Source organism: Rathayibacter sp. AY1B4 (assembly GCF_002932815.1).
Lineage (GTDB): Bacteria > Actinomycetota > Actinomycetes > Actinomycetales > Microbacteriaceae > Rathayibacter.
In genome coordinates this window covers 24,253-40,941 of record NZ_PSWN01000014.1, presented here as the reverse complement: position 1 = coordinate 40,941, position 16,689 = coordinate 24,253, and the positions used below count along the sequence as shown (strand labels likewise).

The following is a 16,689-nucleotide window of genomic DNA, read 5'->3' as shown; positions in this document are numbered from 1 at the left end:
CGTGCGCGGTACGCGACCCGCTCTTCCCAGCGCGACCACCCTCCCCGGCCGACCGCGGCCGATCGACGACGCAGGAGGAGATCGGCTATGAGTGCAGCCGCAGCGCCGTCCAGAGCTCGGTGCGGGCGGAGACGTCGTCGAGGTCGAGGGCGAGGGCGCGCTCGACGGCGGTGATGCGGTTGCGGAGGGTGTGACGGTGCACGCCGAGGTCGCGGGCGGCGGGCTCCCAGGCGCCGTTGCGGCGGAGCCAGACGCGGGCGCTGTCGAGCAGCACGGCTCCCTCGGGGGTCAGCAGCGGTGCGAGCATCCGGCGGGCGAGCGGTGCTGCTCCGGCGGCGGCGAGGAGCCCGATCATCCCCTCGGCGGCGACGTCCTCGAACCGGACCACCGGCCCGTCTCCTGTCCGCTCGGCGGCGCGCCGCGCCTCCTCGAGGCCCCGGTCCAGGTCCGACCAGCCGATCGGGGCGGAGGCGCCGGCGCTCGCGCCGTGCCGCTCCAGCACGGCGGTCAGCGGCTCGAGTCCGTCGGCGGCGGCCACGGCGACGAGCGAGCCGTCCCTCTCGGCGAAGAACAGGCGCGCGCCGTCCTCCTCCGCCACGACCTCCAGCTCGTCGAGGAGCGAGTCGCCGTGCACGGGCGCGCTCAGCACGACCACCCGCACGGGCTCGGCGGGCAGCGGGCTCCCCAGGCGCCGTGCGGTGCTCTCGGCGACGTCGAAGGCTCCCGCGGCCAGCAGCTCGAGCAGTCCGGAGCGCAGCTGCCGGCGGGAGGAGTCCAGCGCCCGCCGCTGCTCCAGCGCGATGCTCGCCAGGGCTATGACGCTCGCGACGAGGTCGCTGCCCGCCGGGTCCAGGGGCGTGCCGGTGCCCACGGCGAGCACCCCGCGCAGGTGGTCGCGGCGCCCGATCGTCTGCAGCGTCACTCCGCCGCCGTCGTCGAGTCGGAGTCCCGCTCGGCTGCCGCGGGTCAGGGCGTGCCTCGCGGCCGCGGCGACCGCCTCCTCCGCCGGCACGTCGAGCCGGGTGGGCAGGTGCACCCTCTGCCCGGCCGCGTCGTAGAGGGCGACCCAGCAGTCCAGCTGCCGCTCCAGCTCGGTGAGGATCGCCGCGAGCCCGTCCGGCCGCAGCGCCGCGCGGGCGACCCGCCGCTGCGCCTCGAGCGACCACTCCAGCCGCTCGCGCTGCTCCCGCGAGATCACGTCGGCGACGAACCGGATGATCCCCATGAACGGAGTCAGGTCCGCCACCTCCAGCAGGGGCAGGCCCTGACGCTCGCACGCCGTGACGAGAGCGGCGGGCACCTCGTCGTGCACGATGCGGGTGGCGAAGCCGAGCGCGCGGATGCCGCGGCCGCGCAGCCGGGCGACGTACTCCTCCGAGAACTCGGCGCTGTCGTGCCCGGTGAAGTGGACGCCGTCGGTCAGCAGCAGCTGGCCCGACTCGAGCCAGGGCGTCGGATCGACGAGGTCCGAGGAGTGCGCCCACACCAGAGGGGCGTCGAGGTCGGCCTCGTCGTGGACGCCGGCGAGCACGCGGAGGCGGAAGGCCGGTTCGGCCAGAAGATCGCGGACGGTCGCGGGCATGCGCGGCTCCCTTCGACGTTCCGTCCATCGTAGGGTCCACGGATCGACGGATCCGCACGCCCGCTTCCGAGGCGCGCGCGGCACGATGGGGAGCATGACGTCCTCGACCGCCCCCACCGTCCGCGACAACGCCTCGGTCACCGCCGCCGACCGGTCCCGCGTGTTCCACTCCTGGTCGGCGCAGGGCGCGCTGAACCCGCTGCCCATCGCGGGCGGTCTCGGCGCCGAGGTCTGGGACGTCGACGGCACCCGCTACCTCGACTTCTCGAGCCAGCTCGTGAACGTCACCATCGGCTACCAGCACCCGAAGGTCGTCGCCGCGATCCAGGAGCAGGCGGGCGTCCTCACCACCGTCGGCCCGGCCTACGCGAACGAGACCCGCGCCGAGGCGGCCCGCCTGATCACCGAGCGGGCGCCCGAGGGCATGGAGAAGGTCTTCTTCACCAACGGCGGCGCGGACGCGAACGAGAACGCGATCCGCCTGGCGCGGCTGTTCACCGGCCGCGACAAGGTCGTCTCGCTGTACCGCTCGTACCACGGCAACACGGGAGCGGCGATCGTCTCGACCGGCGACTGGCGCCGCATCCCCAACGAGTACTCCCGCGGGCACGTGCACGCCTTCGGGCCCTACCTGTACCGCAGCGAGTTCTGGGCCGAGACCCTCGAGCAGGAGTGCGAGCGCGCCCTCCACCACCTCGAGCGCGTCGTGCAGGCGGAGGGGCCGGAGTCGATCGCCGCGTTCCTCTTCGAGACCATCCCCGGCACCGCCGGCGTGCTCACCCCGCCGCCCGGCTACCTCGCGGGTGTCCGCGAGATCGCCGACCGGTACGGCATCCAGCTGATCCTCGACGAGGTCATGGCGGGCTTCGGCCGCACGGGGGAGTGGTTCGCCTTCGACGCCATCGACGTGCGCCCCGATCTGATCACCTTCGCGAAGGGCGTGAACTCCGGCTACGTCCCGATCGGCGGCGTCGTCATCTCGGATCCGATCGCCCACCACTTCGACGAGCGCGTCTTCCCCGGCGGCCTCACCTACTCGGGACACCCGCTCGCCGCGGCCAGTGTCGTCGCGACGCTCGAGGCGATGGAGGAGGAGGGGATCGTCGACAACGCGCGCACCATCGGCTCGGAGCACCTGGCCCCCGGCCTGGCGGCTCTCGAGGCGAAGCACGACCTGATCGGCGAGGTCCGGGGCTCCGGAGTGTTCTGGGCCCTGGAGCTGGTCACCGACCGGGCCGCGCGCACCCCGCTGCCGGCGGCCTCCGTCGCCCGCCTCAAGGCCGACCTGCTGTCCCGCGGCCTCCTGCCCTTCACCGCCGACAACCGGATCCACGTGGTCCCGCCGGCCGTCATCACCCCCGCCGAGGTCGCCCGCGGCCTCGGCATCCTCGACGACGCCCTCACCGCCTTCAGCGGCTGACCGCACTCCGTTCCGAAGGCAGCGGCGTCCTCGCGAGGCGTATCCGGGGATCCGCGGTGCAGTGGATCCGCGTCGCCGTGCGCGTCCCGCTCCTCGGGACCCGGCCCCGCGCTGGAGCCGACTGCGGGACGCCGCGAAGGCAGCGGCGCCGTCGCGAGGCGTATCCGGGGATCCGCGTTCCAGCGGATCCGCGTCGCCGTGCGCCTGCCGCTCTTCGGGACCCGGCCGCGCGCTCGGGCCGACTGCGGGACGCCGCGCGGGGAGCGGCGTCCTAACCAGCGGCGTCCTCGCGAGGCGTATCCGGGGATCCGCGTTCCAGCGGATCCGCGTCGCCGTGCGCCTGCCGCTCTTCGGGACCCGGCCGCGCGCTCGGGCCGACTGCGGGACCTCGCGAGGCGTATCCGGGGATCCGCGTTCCAGCGGATCCGCGTCGCCGTGCGCCTGCCGCTCTTCGGGACCCGGCCGCGCGCTCGGGCCGACTGCGGGACGCCGCGCGGGGAGCGGCGTCCTAACCAGCGGCGTCCTCGCGAGGCGTATCCGGGGATCCGCGTTCCAGCGGATCCGCGTCGCCGTGCGCATCCCGCTCCTCGGGACCCGGCCGCGCGCTCGAGCCGACTGCGGGACGCCGCGCGGGGAGCGGCGTCCTAACCAGCACTGTGCAAGGCGAACGCCGTCACGAACCCGAGGACCGCGTACAGCCCGGTGAGCACGTCGTCGCGGTCGAACGCCTCGGGGATCATCGTGTTCGAGATCATGGCGAGGATCGCGCCGGCGGCGACGGTCGTCACGAAGGCCACGACCGCGCCCGGTGCGGTGGCGAAGACCAGGAAGCCGACCAGCGCCGCGGCGGCCGAGATCGCGGCGATCCCGCCCCAGACGGTGAAGACGTAGCGGGCGGAGCGGCCGTCGGCTTTCATGCCGACCGTCGAGGACAGGCCCTCGGGGAGGTTCGAGATCGCGACCGCGGCGACGATGGGCACGCTGATCGCCGCTCCCGCTCCGCCCTGGGCGACCGAGAGGCCGAGCACGATCGATTCGGGGACCCCGTCGATCAGGGCGCCGGCCGCGATGGCCGCGCCTCCTCCTCCGCCCGAGCCCTTCGCGCTCTTGCGGTTCCCCGCGCCGGCGCGGGTGAGCAGCGCGTCCGCGCCGACGAAGACGACGGCTCCCGCGAGCGTGCCGAGGATCGTCGGGAGCAGTCCTCCGTCGTCCGCCGCTTCCTGCACGAGCTCGTAGGCGAGCGCCGAGATCAGCACCCCTGCTCCGAACGCCGAGATCGCGGCGGTGAGCTTCGGGGGCACGCGCACGAACCAGGCGAGCGCGGCGCCGATCAGGAGGGTGGCGCCGCCGATGGCGCCGCTGGCGAGGGCGAGGGTCCAGGGAGGCACGGCTCCACCCTGGCACCGGCGGCGTCCGGTCGCGGCGGGCTTGACGGGGGCGCTCCGGCGGCGCTCGACCCGCCTCCGCCCGCCCCGACAGCTGTCGTGCAGGCGTCGGGCCGCGATGCCCGGCCGATCCTCGGCGATGGAGGGCCGCTCGGGCCGGGCGTCCCCGTAAACTGCCGGAATGGCGGAGTTCAGCGCGAGTGTTTTCCAGAACGAGTTCCTCTCGGACGGCGCCACCGACGTGCACGCCATCGTCACGGTGACCGCGTCCGGCACGGGGGTCGCCGGGTCCGACGGGGCCGCGGCCGAGATCATCATCGTGGACTGCTCCGGATCGATGACCGGCGAGAACATGACGGCCGCCAAGCGCGCCGCCGCCGTGGCCGTCGACCAGATCCTGGACGGCACCTTCTTCGCCGTCGTGGCCGGGTCCGAGCGCGCCGACCGCGCCTTCCCGTACCCCAACGCCACCGTCTCGATGGTGCGGATGGAGCCGGGGGCGCGAGCCGCGGCGAAGGAGGCGATCGGCTACCTCCAGGCCGACGGCGGCACCGCGATGGGCACCTGGCTGACCCTCGCCCGCCAGCTGTTCGCGACCGTGCCGGAGGCGACGCAGCGGCACGCGATCCTCCTCACCGACGGCAAGAACGAGCACGAGTCGCGGATGCAGCTGGACGCGGCGATCCGCGCGGCGTCGGGCGACTTCCAGTGCGACGTGCGCGGCGTCGGCTCCCGCTGGATCGTCGAGGAGGCGCGCACCATCGCGAGCGCCCTGCTGGGCACCGTGGGCCTGATCGCGAACCCGGCCGACATGGCCGCCGACTTCGAGTCGCTGATGCGGGCGTCGATGGGCCGGGGAGTCGCCAACGGCGAGCTCCGCGTCTGGACTCCGCAGGGCGCGCAGCTGCTCTTCGTCCGCCAGGTCGCGCCGAACCTCGAGGACCTCAGCTCCCGGCGGAACGCCGTGAACCCGCTCACCGGCGCCTACCCGACCGGCGCCTGGGGCGACGAGTCGCGGGAGTACCACGTGGCGGTGCGGGTCGCGTCGAAGCCGGTCGGCTCGGAGCAGCTCGCCGCGCGGGTGCAGCTCAGCGTGCGCGACGAGGTGGTCGCCTCCGCCCTGGTGAAGGCGCGCTGGACGGACGACTCCGCCCTGACCGCCCGCATCGACCCCGCCGTCGCCCACTACACCGGCCAGACCGAGCTCGCCTCGGCGATCCAGGACGGGCTCGCAGCCAAGGCGCGGGGCGACGAGGCGACCGCCACGGTCAAGCTCGGGCGGGCGGTGCAGCTCGCCTCCGTCACCGGGAACGACGAGGCGACCGCGAAGCTGCGGAAGGTCGTCGAGATCGACAACCCGAACGAGGGCACCGTGCGGCTCAAGCGCGGCGTGGACCGCCTCGACGAGATGGCGCTGGACACCGCGTCGACCAAGACCACGCGGGTGCGCAAGTGAGCTTCCGCTGTCCCGAGGGGCACACCTCCCAGTCCGGCGACTACTGCGACGTCTGCGGGGCGCCCATCGGTGCCGCTGCGGCCCCGACGCCCGCTCCCGCCGCGCCGACCACCGCGATCCCGACCGGCCCCTCGGTCTGCCCGCACTGCTCGTTCCCGAACGAGCCCGGCGCCCTGTTCTGCGAGAACTGCGGCTACGACTTCACGACCGGCTCCCTCCCCGAGGCCGATCCGTTCACCTCCTCCGGTGCCGTCCGCGCTCCGGGCGAGGTCGGCGGCTCCGCGACGCCGTCGGGGGACCCGGCCCAGCACCTGGGCGAGGCGCCCGCGCCGCAGGCCGATCCCGCGGCTCCGACCGAGCTGGTCCCGGAGCAGGAGGCCGGCTTCGACACCCCCGTCGCGACCGCGCCGCCCGCCGCTCCGCCGACCGAGGTGATCCCGGAGGCCCCTGCACCCGAGGCCGCAGCCCCCGACGCGGCACCCGGGGCCTCAGCGTCGGAGGAGGAGGCCGCGTCCGCGCCGGCCACCGGCTCCGCCCGCCCCGCCGCCGCCTCCGCGGACCCGGACCGCCCGTGGATCGCCGAGCTCTGGGTCGACCCGGAGTGGTACGCCGAGCAGCGCGCCGACGACCCCATGCCCTCGCCCGGCCCGCCCGCGACCGTCGTCCTCCGCGAGCGCACCCTGCTCGTCGGCCGCCCGTCCGTCTCCCGCGGCATCTCGCCGCAGGTGGACTGCGGCTCCGACTCCGGTGTCTCGCGGCGCCACTGCCAGCTGAGCACCGACGGCTACCGCTGGTGGGTCGAGGATCTGCAGTCGGCGAACGGCACGTACCTCGCCCCGGCCGGGGCGCCGCTCCCGCAGTCGCCGATCGCCGCCGGGCAGCGCCGCGAGGTCGAGGAGGGCGACCGGATCTACGTGGGCGCCTGGACGCGGATCGTGCTCCGTCCCGCGTTCCCCGGCGAGGCCTAGGGCCCCGCGCCCGGTCGGTCAGCGACCGGCGAGCGCTCCGAGCATCCACGACAGCGCCGCGATCGCGCCGACGCCGACCACGCTCGAGCCGATGATCACGGAGCGCCGGATCCGTGCCGCGCGCGAGTCCGAGGCGGTCGGCGCGCCCGAAGCCGAGCCCGTCGTCATCCCGCCGCGGAGCCGGTGCGCGACCTCGTCGGCGGTCGGCCGCTTCTCCGGGTCCCGCTGCGTCATCGAGGTCAGCAGCGCCCGCCACTCCGCCGGCAGGGTGTCGGGCACGGAGGGGCTGCGGTGGAGGCGGGCGATCGCCGCCTCGAGGACGGTGCCCGAGTACTCCCGGTGACCGGTGATCGCCTCGAGGAGGACCAGGCCGAGGGAGAAGACGTCGCTCGCTCCGCTGATCGGCTCGCCCGCGACCTGCTCCGGGCTGACGAAGCTCGCGGTGCCGATCACGACGCCGTCGCTGGTGAGGCGGGAGCCGTCCATGAAGTGGGCCACGCCGAAGTCGGTGAGCTTGGCGGTGCGGGCGTAGCCGCTGGAGGCGACCTCGCTGACCAGGATGTTCGCGGGCTTCACGTCGCGGTGCACGACGCCGCGCTCGTGCAGGTAGGCCAGGGCCTCGGCGAGCTGCGTGCCGATCGCCGCGACCTCCGCCGCCGGGAGGGGGCCGGACTCGAGCCGCGCCTCCATCGTGGGGTCGGCGACGAGCTCCATCACGACGTAGCGGCGGACCTCGCCGCCGAAGTTGTGCAGGCCCGCGTCGAAGAGGTTGACGATGCCGGGGTGGGCGAAGGAGCTCAGCATCCGCACCTCGCGCTCCTGGCGGGCCACGTCCTCGGGATTCGAGGCCTCCGCGCGGAACACCTTCACGGCGACCTCGCGCTGCACGGTCTCGTCGCGGGCCCGGTAGACCGAGCCCATCCCGCCGGAGCCGATGCGCTCGATCAGGTAGTAGCGGCCGGCCACCTTCTGCTGGGCGGCGTTCGCGGCGACGGTACTCATGGCGATCCCGCCTTCCGCTCGAACGGTGCGCTCCGGAGCGCACGAGGTGGGCGCCTGCGACGACGGTACCGCGGGGCGGCGCCGGCCGGGTCGGCGGAACGGGGGGATTGACACTCCCGGCCCCGGACGGGGGGACGAATGGCCGCACAGCGCACCGATCCGCACCCCCCCCCGCCGCGAGGTCAGCGGAGGCCGCTGCGCGCGAAGCCCTGCACGAAGTAGCGCTGGAACACCAGGAACAGCACCACCATCGGCACGACGTTCACCAGGGCGAACGCCATGGTCGCTCCGTAGTCGCTGCCGAACTGCCCCTGGAGGAAGAGCAGCCCGATCGGGAGCGTGAACAGCGCGTTCTCCTTCAGGGCGATGAGCGGCCAGGCGAAGTCGTTCCAGGAGCCGAGCAGCGACATGAAGAAGAGCACGGCGATGAGCGGCTTCGAGAGGGGGAGGACGATGGCCGTGAACACGCGGAAGTGCCCGGCGCCGTCGATCCGGGCCGCCTCGATCAGGTCCCGCGGGATCGCGAGGATGAACTGCCGCGCCAGGAACAGCCCGAACGCCGATGCCGCCGTCGGCAGGATCACCGCCCAGTAGCTCCCGTAGAGGCCGAGGTCGGTGACGAGCCGGAACAGCGCCACCATGATCACCTGCACGGGCAGGGTGAGCGTCGACAGGGCCAGGAGGAAGAGCACTCCGGATCCGCGGAACCGCAGCTGCGCGAAGGCGTAGCCGCCGAGCAGGTTGATCGTCACGGTGATCAAAGCGGTGACCAGGCTGATCGCGAGGGAGTTGCCGAACCAGGTCGCCACGGGGAACGACGAGAACACTCGCTCGAAGTTCACCAGCGTCAGCTCGCGCGGCCAGAGGCGGAGGGTGCCGCCGAGCAGCTCGGACCGCGAGGAGAACGCGACGACGACCATCCAGTACAGCGGGAAGACGATGACCACCGAGACAGCGAGGGCGAGGGCGAGGCGGAGCAGGCGCGAGGTGCGCGACGTGCGGATCATTCGACGAGGTCCCTCGAGCGGTTGGTGCGCCACTGCACCGCGGTGAAGATCATGGTCAGGATCAGCAGCACGATGCCGATGGCCGCGGCGTAGCCCTGGTCGCGGGTGACGAACCCGGTGTCGTAGGCGTAGGTCACGAGCACCGAGGTCGCGTTCTGCGGTCCGCCGCCGGTGAGCACGAAGACGATGTCGAACACCTGGAACGAGTAGATGACGTTGAGGATGAGCAGGAAGAACGACGACGGGCCGACCAGCGGCAGCGTCACGTGGCGGAACTGCTGCCACGCGTTCGCTCCGTCGAGCCGGGCCGCCTCGTAGAGCGCCGGGTTCACCCCCTGCAGCCCCGCCAGGTAGATCAGCATGTTGAAGCCGGTGCGCCACCACAGGGTGACGAGCACCACGGAGGCGAAGGCCGCAGCTCCGCCGGACTGCCAGGCGATGCGGGGGAGGCCGATCGTCTGGAGCATGCCGTCGAGCACGCCGCTGTTCTCGTCGAAGATCAGCACGCCCATCAGCGCCGTCGCCACGCCGGAGACCGCCATCGGCAGGATGAGGATGCTGCGGAACACCGGACGCGCGGGCAGCACCGAGTTCATCAGCACCGCCGCGCCGAGGCCCAGCGCCATCGAGAGGGGGGTCACGATCAGGGTGAACAGCGCCGTGTTCAGCGTCGAGCGCCAGAAGAGGCCGTCGCCGAGCAGCCGCGCGTAGTTGTCGAGTCCGACGAAGACGCCGTCGCCGAAGCCGTTCGTGCGCTGGAAGCCGATCAGGAACGCGCCGCCCAGGGGGACGAACACGAACAGGCCGAGCATCAGCAGGTTCGGCGCGAGGAACGCGTAGGCGGCCGCCGTCTCGCGGGCGGGGGCGCGGGAGGTGCGCCGGGGGCGGGCGGTCACCGCCTCCGGCGCGAGGACCGACCGGCTCACTGCGTCGCGGCCGCGATGCCGGAGGTGAGGCCGGCGATGGTGTCCTCGGTGCTGCGCCCGCCGACGAAGGCCTGCTCCAGCTGCTCCTTGAGCACCGTGATGATCGCGGCCATGTCGGGCGAGGCGACCTGCGCCGAGTCGGACGCCTGGACGGTGCCCGCCTGGCCGAGGAACACCTCGGCGAGCTCGGGGCGCACGGCGAACTCGATGCCCGACTCCGTGAGGTCGCGACGGGTGGGGAGGAGGGAGGCGCCGGCGCAGAAGTCGCGCATCGCCTCCTCCTCCGTCACGAACGCGAGGAAGGAGGCGGCCAGCTCCGGGTTCTTCGCGGCCTTGGTCGCGACGAGGGCGTTGCCGCCGAAGTCGCCGCCTCCGCGCACGTTGCGCGGGGAGTAGGTGGCGCCCCACTCGAAGTCGAGGGTGGAGTCGGCGTCGGGGATGAGGAACGCGCCGGCGAAGGTCATCGCGGTGGTCTGCGAGTACCAGAGGTCGCTGGCGTAGGTGGTCGCCTGCACGGAGCTGCTCGGCGGCACGAGGCCGTCGGTGAAGAAGCTGCGGCTGAAGTCGATCGCGGCGCGGCCGGCGGCGGAGTCGATCGCGGGCCCGGACAGGTCCTCGGTGAGGAAACGGCCGTCGGCCTGGAAGAGCAGGCTGAGCCAGCGCGTGACGCCGTTGCCCTGCCAGTTGTAGGCGAAGGGGTAGCGCTCGGCGGGGAGCGAGGCGCGCAGCTTCCGCCCGACCTCGGTGAACTCCTCCCAGGTCCACGCCTCCTCGGGCGAGGAGGGGAAGGAGGTGACGCCCGCGTCGGCCAGCACCTGCGTGTTGTAGAGGATCAGCGAGGTGTCGGTGTGGTGGGGGACGCCGAAGGGGCTCCCGCCGCTCTGCACCGCGGCCCAGGCCGGATCGGTGAACCGCTCGGCGACGTCGGAGTCGAGGAAGCCCGACAGGTCCAGGAGCTGGTCGCGGCCGGCGTAGCTGCCGAACGTGTAGTAGGGGACCCGGAAGACGTCCGGCGGGTTCCCCGCCTGCAGCTGCGCGTCGATGTTGGTGAACATCTGCTCGTACGGGACCGCGTTGAGGGTCACGGTGGCGCCGGCGTTCGCCGACTGGAACGCGTCGATCGCGCGCTGGAAGCCGGCCAGCTCGGCGTCGGTGCCCCAGGTGGTGAAGGTGAGGGTGTCGCTGCCGGCGCTCGCCGCGGGGCCCGCGGGGGCGAAGCCGCAGCCGGAGAGGACCGGGACGGAGGCGGCGACGCCGAGGGCTCCGAGGAAGCGGCGGCGGTCGAGGACCGCGCGTCCGAGCTGCGAGAGGTCGAGAGCCCCCGAGGGGAGCCCCTTGCTGGTCAGGCCCATGACGGCCTCCTTCCGGGGGCCAGCGGCAGGCTCCCGGGGGCAGGCTATTCCGGCAGGGCCGCGGGTATCGCGGCTGGACGGATCGGCCGATCCATGAGAGGAGCGGCCGATCCGCGCGGCGGGCGTTCAGCCGCGGCGGCCGAGCATCCCCTCGAACGAGCCGTCGAGCGCCCACGGGTCGGGCGTGGAGCCCGAGCGGGAGGAGCGGGCGGCTTGATCGGCCAGCTCGCGTCCGGCGCGCTCGATGCGCGAGGGCAGCGCCCGTCCGTCCTCGGTCGCGCCGCCCCAGTCGTCCGTCGCCGCGAACACGGTGGTCGCGAGGGGCGCCGCGTGCAGGTAGGTGAAGAGCGGGCGCATCGCGTAGTCGACGGCCAGGGAGTGGCGGGGGGACCCGCCCGTGGCCGCCAGCAGCACGGGCAGGCCGCGCAGCGCCTCCGTGTCGAGCACGTCGACGAACGACTTGAAGAGCCCGCTGTAGCTGGTGGTGAAGATCGGCGTCACGGCGATCAGGCCGTCGGCGCCGGCGACCGCGTCGAGCGCGGTCTGCAGAGCGGGGCTCGCGAAGCCGGTGAGGAGGTTGTTCGTGACGTCGTGCGCGAGGTCGCGCAGCTCCACGACGCTCCGCTCGACGGCGAAGCCCTGCTCGGTGAGGGAGGACTCGGCGGCGTCGGCCAGGCGGTCGGCGAGCAGCCGAGTCGAGGACGGCTGGCTGAGGCCGGCCGAGAGGACGGTGATCCTGCGGGTGTCCATGGAGAGCTCCTGACTAGACGGTGACGGGCTCGGCCGCGGGCTGCGCGTCGCGCGCGGCCACGAGGGAGGCGTGGGTGGGGGCGTCGGGCACGTGCGCGGGGCGGCCCTCGGCGAAGCCGGCGCGGAGAGCGGGGAGGATCTCGCCGAGCATGTCCATCTGCTCCAGGACGGTCTTCAGCGGGAGTCCCGCGTGGTCCATCAGGAAGAGCTGGCGCTGGTAGTCGCCGACGTACTCGCGGAAGCCGAGGGTGCGGTCGATGATCTGCTGCGGGGAGCCGACGGTGAGCGGGGTCTGCTCCGTGAAGTCCTCGAGCGAGGGGCCGTGGCCGTAGACGGGGGCGTTGTCGAAGTAGGGGCGGAACTGCGAGACCGCGTCCTGCGAGTTCTTCGCCAGGAAGATCTGCCCGCCGAGGCCGACGATCGCCTGGTCGGCGGTCCCGTGGCCGTAGTGCTCGAAGCGCTGGCGGTAGAGCTGCACCATCTTCTGGGTGTGCGAGGCGGGCCAGAAGATGTGGTTCGCGAAGAAGCCGTCGCCGTAGTAGGCGGCCTGCTCAGCGATTTGCGGCGAGCGGATCGATCCGTGCCACACGAACGGCGCGACGCCGTCGAGGGGGCGCGGGGTCGACTGGAAGCCCTGGAGGGGCGTGCGGAACTGGCCCTCCCAGTCGACGAAGTCCTCGGTCCACAGGCGGTGCAGCAGGTCGTAGTTCTCGATCGTCAGCTCGATGCCGCGGCGGATGTCCTTGCCGAACCACGGGTAGACGGGGCCGGTGTTGCCGCGGCCGAGCATCAGGTCGACGCGGCCGCCGGCGAGGTGCTGGAGCATCGCGTAGTCCTCGGCGAGCTTCACGGGGTCGTTCGTGGTGATGAGGGCCATCGCGGTGGAGAGCGTGATCCTCTCGGTCTTCGCCGCGAGGTAGCCGAGCGTGGTGGTGGGGGAGGAGGACCAGAACGGCGGATTGTGGTGCTCGCCCAGGGCGAAGACGTCGAGGCCGATCTCCTCCGCCTTCAGCGCGATCGCGAGGGTCGCCTGGATCTTCTCGGACTCGGACGGGGTCCGTCCGGTCGTGGGGTCGGTCGTGATGTCGCTGACCGTGAAGATGCCGAACTGCATCAGGCGCTCCTTCTGTCCTCCGGCCCGGTGGGGCCTGGTCCATGCGTTTGCATGTACATCCTCATTCAACCACGTGCGGCCGGAACTATTCCCGTGGATCCCCGGGCCTCCGCCGGCCTGTCGGAGGACGGCGCCGGTGCCGTGCCCGGACGTCGCCGACCCGCCCCGCTCGCCCCGCGGCCGCCCGAAACATCCCCGCAATACGCCCCGCACTAGAGTCGTGCCATGGGTGACCTCTTCGACGGATACGGGTCCCAGAAGGTCGAGCGGCCCGACACGGGCGCCACCCCCTGGGACGAGATGTTCGCCGACGTGGCGTCGACCGGAGGCCCCGACGGGGTCCGCGGCGCCTACCGCGACATCTACTCCTCGCTCGCGCGGATGACCCAGGAGGAGCTGCGCGGCCGCACCGACGCGCTCGCCTCCTCCTACCTCGCGCAGGGCGTCACCTTCGACTTCGCGGGGGAGGAGCGGCCGTTCCCGCTCGACGCCGTCCCCCGGGTGATCGAGCGCGCCGAGTGGAACGAGGTGCAGACCGGCATCAAGCAGCGGGTCCGTGCTCTCGAGGCGTTCCTCGCCGACGTCTACGGCCCGCAGAACGCCGTGGCCGACGGCGTCATCCCCGCCGGGCTGATCTCGAGCTCGAGCCACTTCCACCGGCAGGCCGCGGGCATCGTCCCCGCGAACGGCGTGCGGATCCAGGTGTCCGGGATCGACCTGATCCGCGATGAGAAGGGCGGCTGGCGGGTCCTCGAGGACAACGTCCGCGTGCCCTCCGGCGTCTCCTACGTCATCTCGAACCGCCGGGTGATGGCGCAGACGCTGCCCGAGCTGTTCGTCTCGATGCGGGTGCGCCCGGTCGGCGACTACCCGAACAAGCTGCTGCAGGCCCTCCGCGCCTCCGCCCCTGAGGGCGTCGACGACCCGACCGTGGTCGTGCTCACCCCGGGCGTCTACAACTCCGCCTACTTCGAGCACACCCTCCTCGCCCGCCTCATGGGCGTCGAGCTGGTCGAGGGCCGCGACCTGTTCTGCACGGGCGGCAAGGTGTTCATGCGCACCACCTCCGGCCCGACCCGGGTCGACGTGATCTACCGCCGCGTGGACGACGAGTTCCTCGATCCGCTGCAGTTCCGCGCCGACTCGATGCTCGGCTCACCCGGGCTGATGCTCGCGGCCCGGCTCGGGAACGTCACGATCGCCAACGCGGTCGGCAACGGCGTCGCCGACGACAAGCTCGTCTACACCTACCTGCCCGACCTCATCCGCTACTACCTCTCGGAGGAGCCGGTGATCAAGAACGTCGACACGTGGCGGCTCGAGGATCCGGGAGCGCTCGATGAGGTGCTCGACCGTCTCGACGAGCTCGTCGTGAAGCCGGTCGACGGCTCCGGCGGCAAGGGCCTGGTCGTCGGGCCGGCCGCCTCGGCGAAGGAGCTCGCCGAGCTGCGCTCCCGCCTCCAGGCCGACCCGCGCGGATGGATCGCGCAGCCGGTCGTGCAGCTCTCCACCATCCCCACCCTCGTCGACGACGGGATGCGCCCCCGGCACGCCGACCTGCGGCCCTTCGCCGTGAACGACGGCACCGACGTCTGGGTGCTGCCCGGCGGCCTGACCCGCGTCGCGCTCCCGGAGGGGCAGCTCGTCGTCAACTCGTCGCAGGGCGGCGGATCGAAGGACACCTGGGTGGTCGGCCTCGAGGAGGCGCGCAGCGCCGAGCCCGAGGCGCGCGACATCCAGGCGCTCGTCGCCGAGCAGGCCGCGGTCACCAGCTCCATCCCGATCGTCTATCCGCTCAACCACACGCCCGACCACTCGCCGCAGGACGCGCCGAACACCGACCAGGACCAGCAGCAGCAGCAGACGCTCGCGGCGGGGGAGGACGACTGATGCTCTCCCGGATCGCCGAGTCGCTGTTCTGGATCGGCCGCTACATCGAGCGGTCCGACGGCACCGCCCGCATCCTCGACGTCCACCTCCAGCTCCTGCTCGAGGACCCGTGGATCGACGAGGACACGGCCTGCCGCTCGCTCCTGTCGGTGATGGGCTCGACCCCGCCGGACGACATGCGCGAGATCACCCGCGCCGACGTGCTGGCGATCCTCGCGATCGACCGCACGAACCCCGCCTCGATCGCCTACTCGCTCGGCGCGGCCCGCGAGAACGCCCGCCGGGCGCGCGAGATCGTCTCGACCGAGCTCTGGGAGTGCCTCAACACCACGCGCACCCGGATGCCGCGCCGCGTCTCGGGCGAGCGGGTGTCGGAGTTCTTCAGCTGGGTGAGGGAGCGCTCCGCCCTCGCCGTCGGCATCATCGAGTCGGCGACCTCGCGCGACGAGGCCTGGCAGTTCTTCACCCTCGGCCGCTCGATCGAGCGCGCCGACATGACCGCCCGCCTGCTCGCCACCCGCTCGCTGACCGAGGCGAGCGGCCCCTCCTGGACCACGATCCTCCGCTCCTGCGGCGCCTACGAGGCGTACCTGCGCACCTACCGGGGCGTGCCGAGCGCGCGGAACGCGGCGGAGTTCCTCCTCCTGGACCGGCTGTTCCCGCGCTCGATCCTCTTCTCGGTCTCGCGGGCGGAGGCGTGCATGCGCGACATCGAGCCGCGCACCGGCCGCATCGGCCACTCCGGCGACGCGCAGCGCGTCCTCGGGCGGATCCGCAGCGAGCTGGAGTTCCGGCCGATCACCGACATCCTCGAGGACCTCCCGCGGCACATGGACAGCGTGCAGGAGGCGACCTCGGCCGCGTCCGAGGCGATCCGCCAGCGGTACTTCCCCACCAACGTCATGCCGAGCTGGATCGGGGAGGCGCTGTGAGCAGGCTGCGCATCAGGCACACCACGGGCTTCACCTACGCGGGGGACGTGGTCGCGTCCTACAACGAGGCGCGGATGCTCCCCGCCTCCTCGGACGGGCAGCTGGTGCTGTTCTCGAACCTCGACATCCGGCCGGTGACCTCGGTGCACGCCTACACCGACTACTGGGGCACCCGCGTCTCGTCGTTCGACGTGCTCGACGCCCACCGCGAGCTCTCGCTGACGGCGACCTCGCTCGTCGAGATCCGGCCGAAGCAGCACCCCGACCACCCGACCGGGTGGGATCAGCTGTCCGAGCAGGTCGAGACGCGCACCGAGTACGTGGAGCAGTCGAAGCAGACCCACCGCACCGCGCCGCCGGAGGACCTCTCGGCGATGGCGCGCTCGCTCGCGGACGAGGCGGCCGGGCCGTGCGAGGCCGCGCTCACGATCGCCGAGACGATCGGCCGGGCGATGACCTACCGGCAGGGCGTCACCGGCGTGCACTCCACCGCGACGGAGTCGTGGACCGCGCGCGAGGGCGTCTGCCAGGACATCACGCACATCGTCCTCGGGGCGCTGCGCTCGGTGGGCATCCCGGCGCGCTACGTCTCGGGCTACCTGCACCCCAAGCCGCACGCGGAGATCGGCGAGACCGTGGTGGGGGAGTCGCACGCCTGGGTCGAGTGGTTCTGCGGAGGAGCGTGGCGCGGCTACGACCCGACGAACCTGATCGACATCGGCGACCGCCACGTCATCGTCGGCCGCGGCCGCGACTACAACGACATCGCGCCGCTGCGCGGGGTGTTCGCCGGGCCCCGCTCGTCGAAGCTCTTCGTCCGCGTCGAGATCACCCGCGAGGCCTGAGGGCGGGCGGCGGACGCGCCCGGCGTCGGGGGCGGCCCGTCGAGCGGGCTGTCCGCGGAG

Annotated in this window: 14 protein-coding genes; 6 read left to right on the top strand and 8 right to left on the bottom strand. The window is 72.9% G+C overall.

Going from position 1 to position 16,689, the window contains the following annotated elements; all coding sequences use genetic code 11:
- Window positions 1–85: 85 nt before the first annotated feature.
- Complete coding sequence (locus C5D66_RS10715; RefSeq protein ID WP_181067897.1) at window positions 86–1,582, bottom strand: PucR family transcriptional regulator; 1,497 nt, start codon at window positions 1,580–1,582, stop codon at window positions 86–88.
- 94 nt (window positions 1,583–1,676) lie between these two features.
- Here C5D66_RS10715 and C5D66_RS10710 point away from each other — a divergent pair, with 94 nt between their 5' ends.
- The gene (locus C5D66_RS10710; RefSeq protein WP_104256494.1) at window positions 1,677–3,002 is read left to right on the top strand and encodes an aspartate aminotransferase family protein; all 1,326 of its coding nucleotides are present in this window, start codon (window positions 1,677–1,679) and stop codon (window positions 3,000–3,002) included.
- A 644-nt stretch (window positions 3,003–3,646) separates the two neighbouring features.
- Here C5D66_RS10710 and C5D66_RS10705 read toward each other — a convergent pair.
- A complete protein-coding gene (locus C5D66_RS10705) occupies window positions 3,647–4,390 on the bottom strand; it encodes a ZIP family metal transporter (protein ID WP_104223842.1) in 744 nt (247 codons plus the stop codon).
- Window positions 4,391–4,568: 178 nt separating this feature from the next.
- Between C5D66_RS10705 and C5D66_RS10700 the strand changes: the two genes are divergently transcribed.
- The gene (locus C5D66_RS10700; RefSeq protein ID WP_104238603.1) at window positions 4,569–5,843 is read left to right on the top strand and encodes a VWA domain-containing protein; all 1,275 of its coding nucleotides are present in this window, start codon (window positions 4,569–4,571) and stop codon (window positions 5,841–5,843) included.
- Window positions 5,840–6,811 (top strand): FHA domain-containing protein, encoded by a 972-nt coding sequence (locus C5D66_RS10695; protein WP_104256495.1) that lies wholly within the window; start codon window positions 5,840–5,842, stop codon window positions 6,809–6,811. The genes C5D66_RS10700 and C5D66_RS10695 overlap by 4 nt, the downstream gene beginning before the upstream one ends.
- A gap of 18 nt (window positions 6,812–6,829) precedes the next feature.
- Here C5D66_RS10695 and C5D66_RS10690 read toward each other — a convergent pair whose 3' ends face one another.
- From C5D66_RS10690 to C5D66_RS10665, 6 genes are all read right to left on the bottom strand, one after another.
- On the bottom strand, window positions 6,830–7,813 hold the full coding sequence (locus C5D66_RS10690) for a serine/threonine-protein kinase (protein WP_104223845.1): 984 nt from the start codon (window positions 7,811–7,813) through the stop codon (window positions 6,830–6,832).
- A 182-nt stretch (window positions 7,814–7,995) separates the two neighbouring features.
- Window positions 7,996–8,820, bottom strand: a complete 825-nt coding sequence (locus C5D66_RS10685) for a carbohydrate ABC transporter permease (RefSeq protein WP_104233145.1) — start codon at window positions 8,818–8,820, stop codon at window positions 7,996–7,998.
- Window positions 8,817–9,716, bottom strand: coding sequence for a carbohydrate ABC transporter permease (locus tag C5D66_RS10680; RefSeq protein ID WP_244229482.1), 900 nt, complete (start codon window positions 9,714–9,716; stop codon window positions 8,817–8,819). The genes C5D66_RS10685 and C5D66_RS10680 overlap by 4 nt, the downstream gene beginning before the upstream one ends.
- A 26-nt stretch (window positions 9,717–9,742) precedes the next feature.
- Window positions 9,743–11,098 (bottom strand): sugar ABC transporter substrate-binding protein, encoded by a 1,356-nt coding sequence (locus C5D66_RS10675; protein WP_104223847.1) that lies wholly within the window; start codon window positions 11,096–11,098, stop codon window positions 9,743–9,745.
- 126 nt (window positions 11,099–11,224) lie between these two features.
- Window positions 11,225–11,848, bottom strand: a complete 624-nt coding sequence (locus C5D66_RS10670; RefSeq protein WP_104249848.1) for an FMN reductase — start codon at window positions 11,846–11,848, stop codon at window positions 11,225–11,227.
- A 13-nt stretch (window positions 11,849–11,861) separates the two neighbouring features.
- Window positions 11,862–12,962, bottom strand: a complete 1,101-nt coding sequence (locus tag C5D66_RS10665) for an LLM class flavin-dependent oxidoreductase (RefSeq protein WP_104226200.1) — start codon at window positions 12,960–12,962, stop codon at window positions 11,862–11,864.
- A 225-nt stretch (window positions 12,963–13,187) separates the two neighbouring features.
- Here C5D66_RS10665 and C5D66_RS10660 point away from each other — a divergent pair, with 225 nt between their 5' ends.
- From C5D66_RS10660 to C5D66_RS10650, 3 genes are read left to right on the top strand one after another with little or no spacing between them, the layout of a single operon-like run.
- Window positions 13,188–14,852: a circularly permuted type 2 ATP-grasp protein gene (locus C5D66_RS10660; protein ID WP_104256497.1), complete on the top strand. Its 1,665-nt coding sequence runs from the start codon at window positions 13,188–13,190 to the stop codon at window positions 14,850–14,852.
- On the top strand, window positions 14,852–15,784 hold the full coding sequence (locus C5D66_RS10655) for an alpha-E domain-containing protein (protein ID WP_104223851.1): 933 nt from the start codon (window positions 14,852–14,854) through the stop codon (window positions 15,782–15,784). The genes C5D66_RS10660 and C5D66_RS10655 overlap by 1 nt, the downstream gene beginning before the upstream one ends.
- The gene (locus tag C5D66_RS10650; RefSeq protein ID WP_104256498.1) at window positions 15,781–16,629 is read left to right on the top strand and encodes a transglutaminase family protein; all 849 of its coding nucleotides are present in this window, start codon (window positions 15,781–15,783) and stop codon (window positions 16,627–16,629) included. The genes C5D66_RS10655 and C5D66_RS10650 overlap by 4 nt, the downstream gene beginning before the upstream one ends.
- Window positions 16,630–16,689 lie beyond the last annotated feature (60 nt).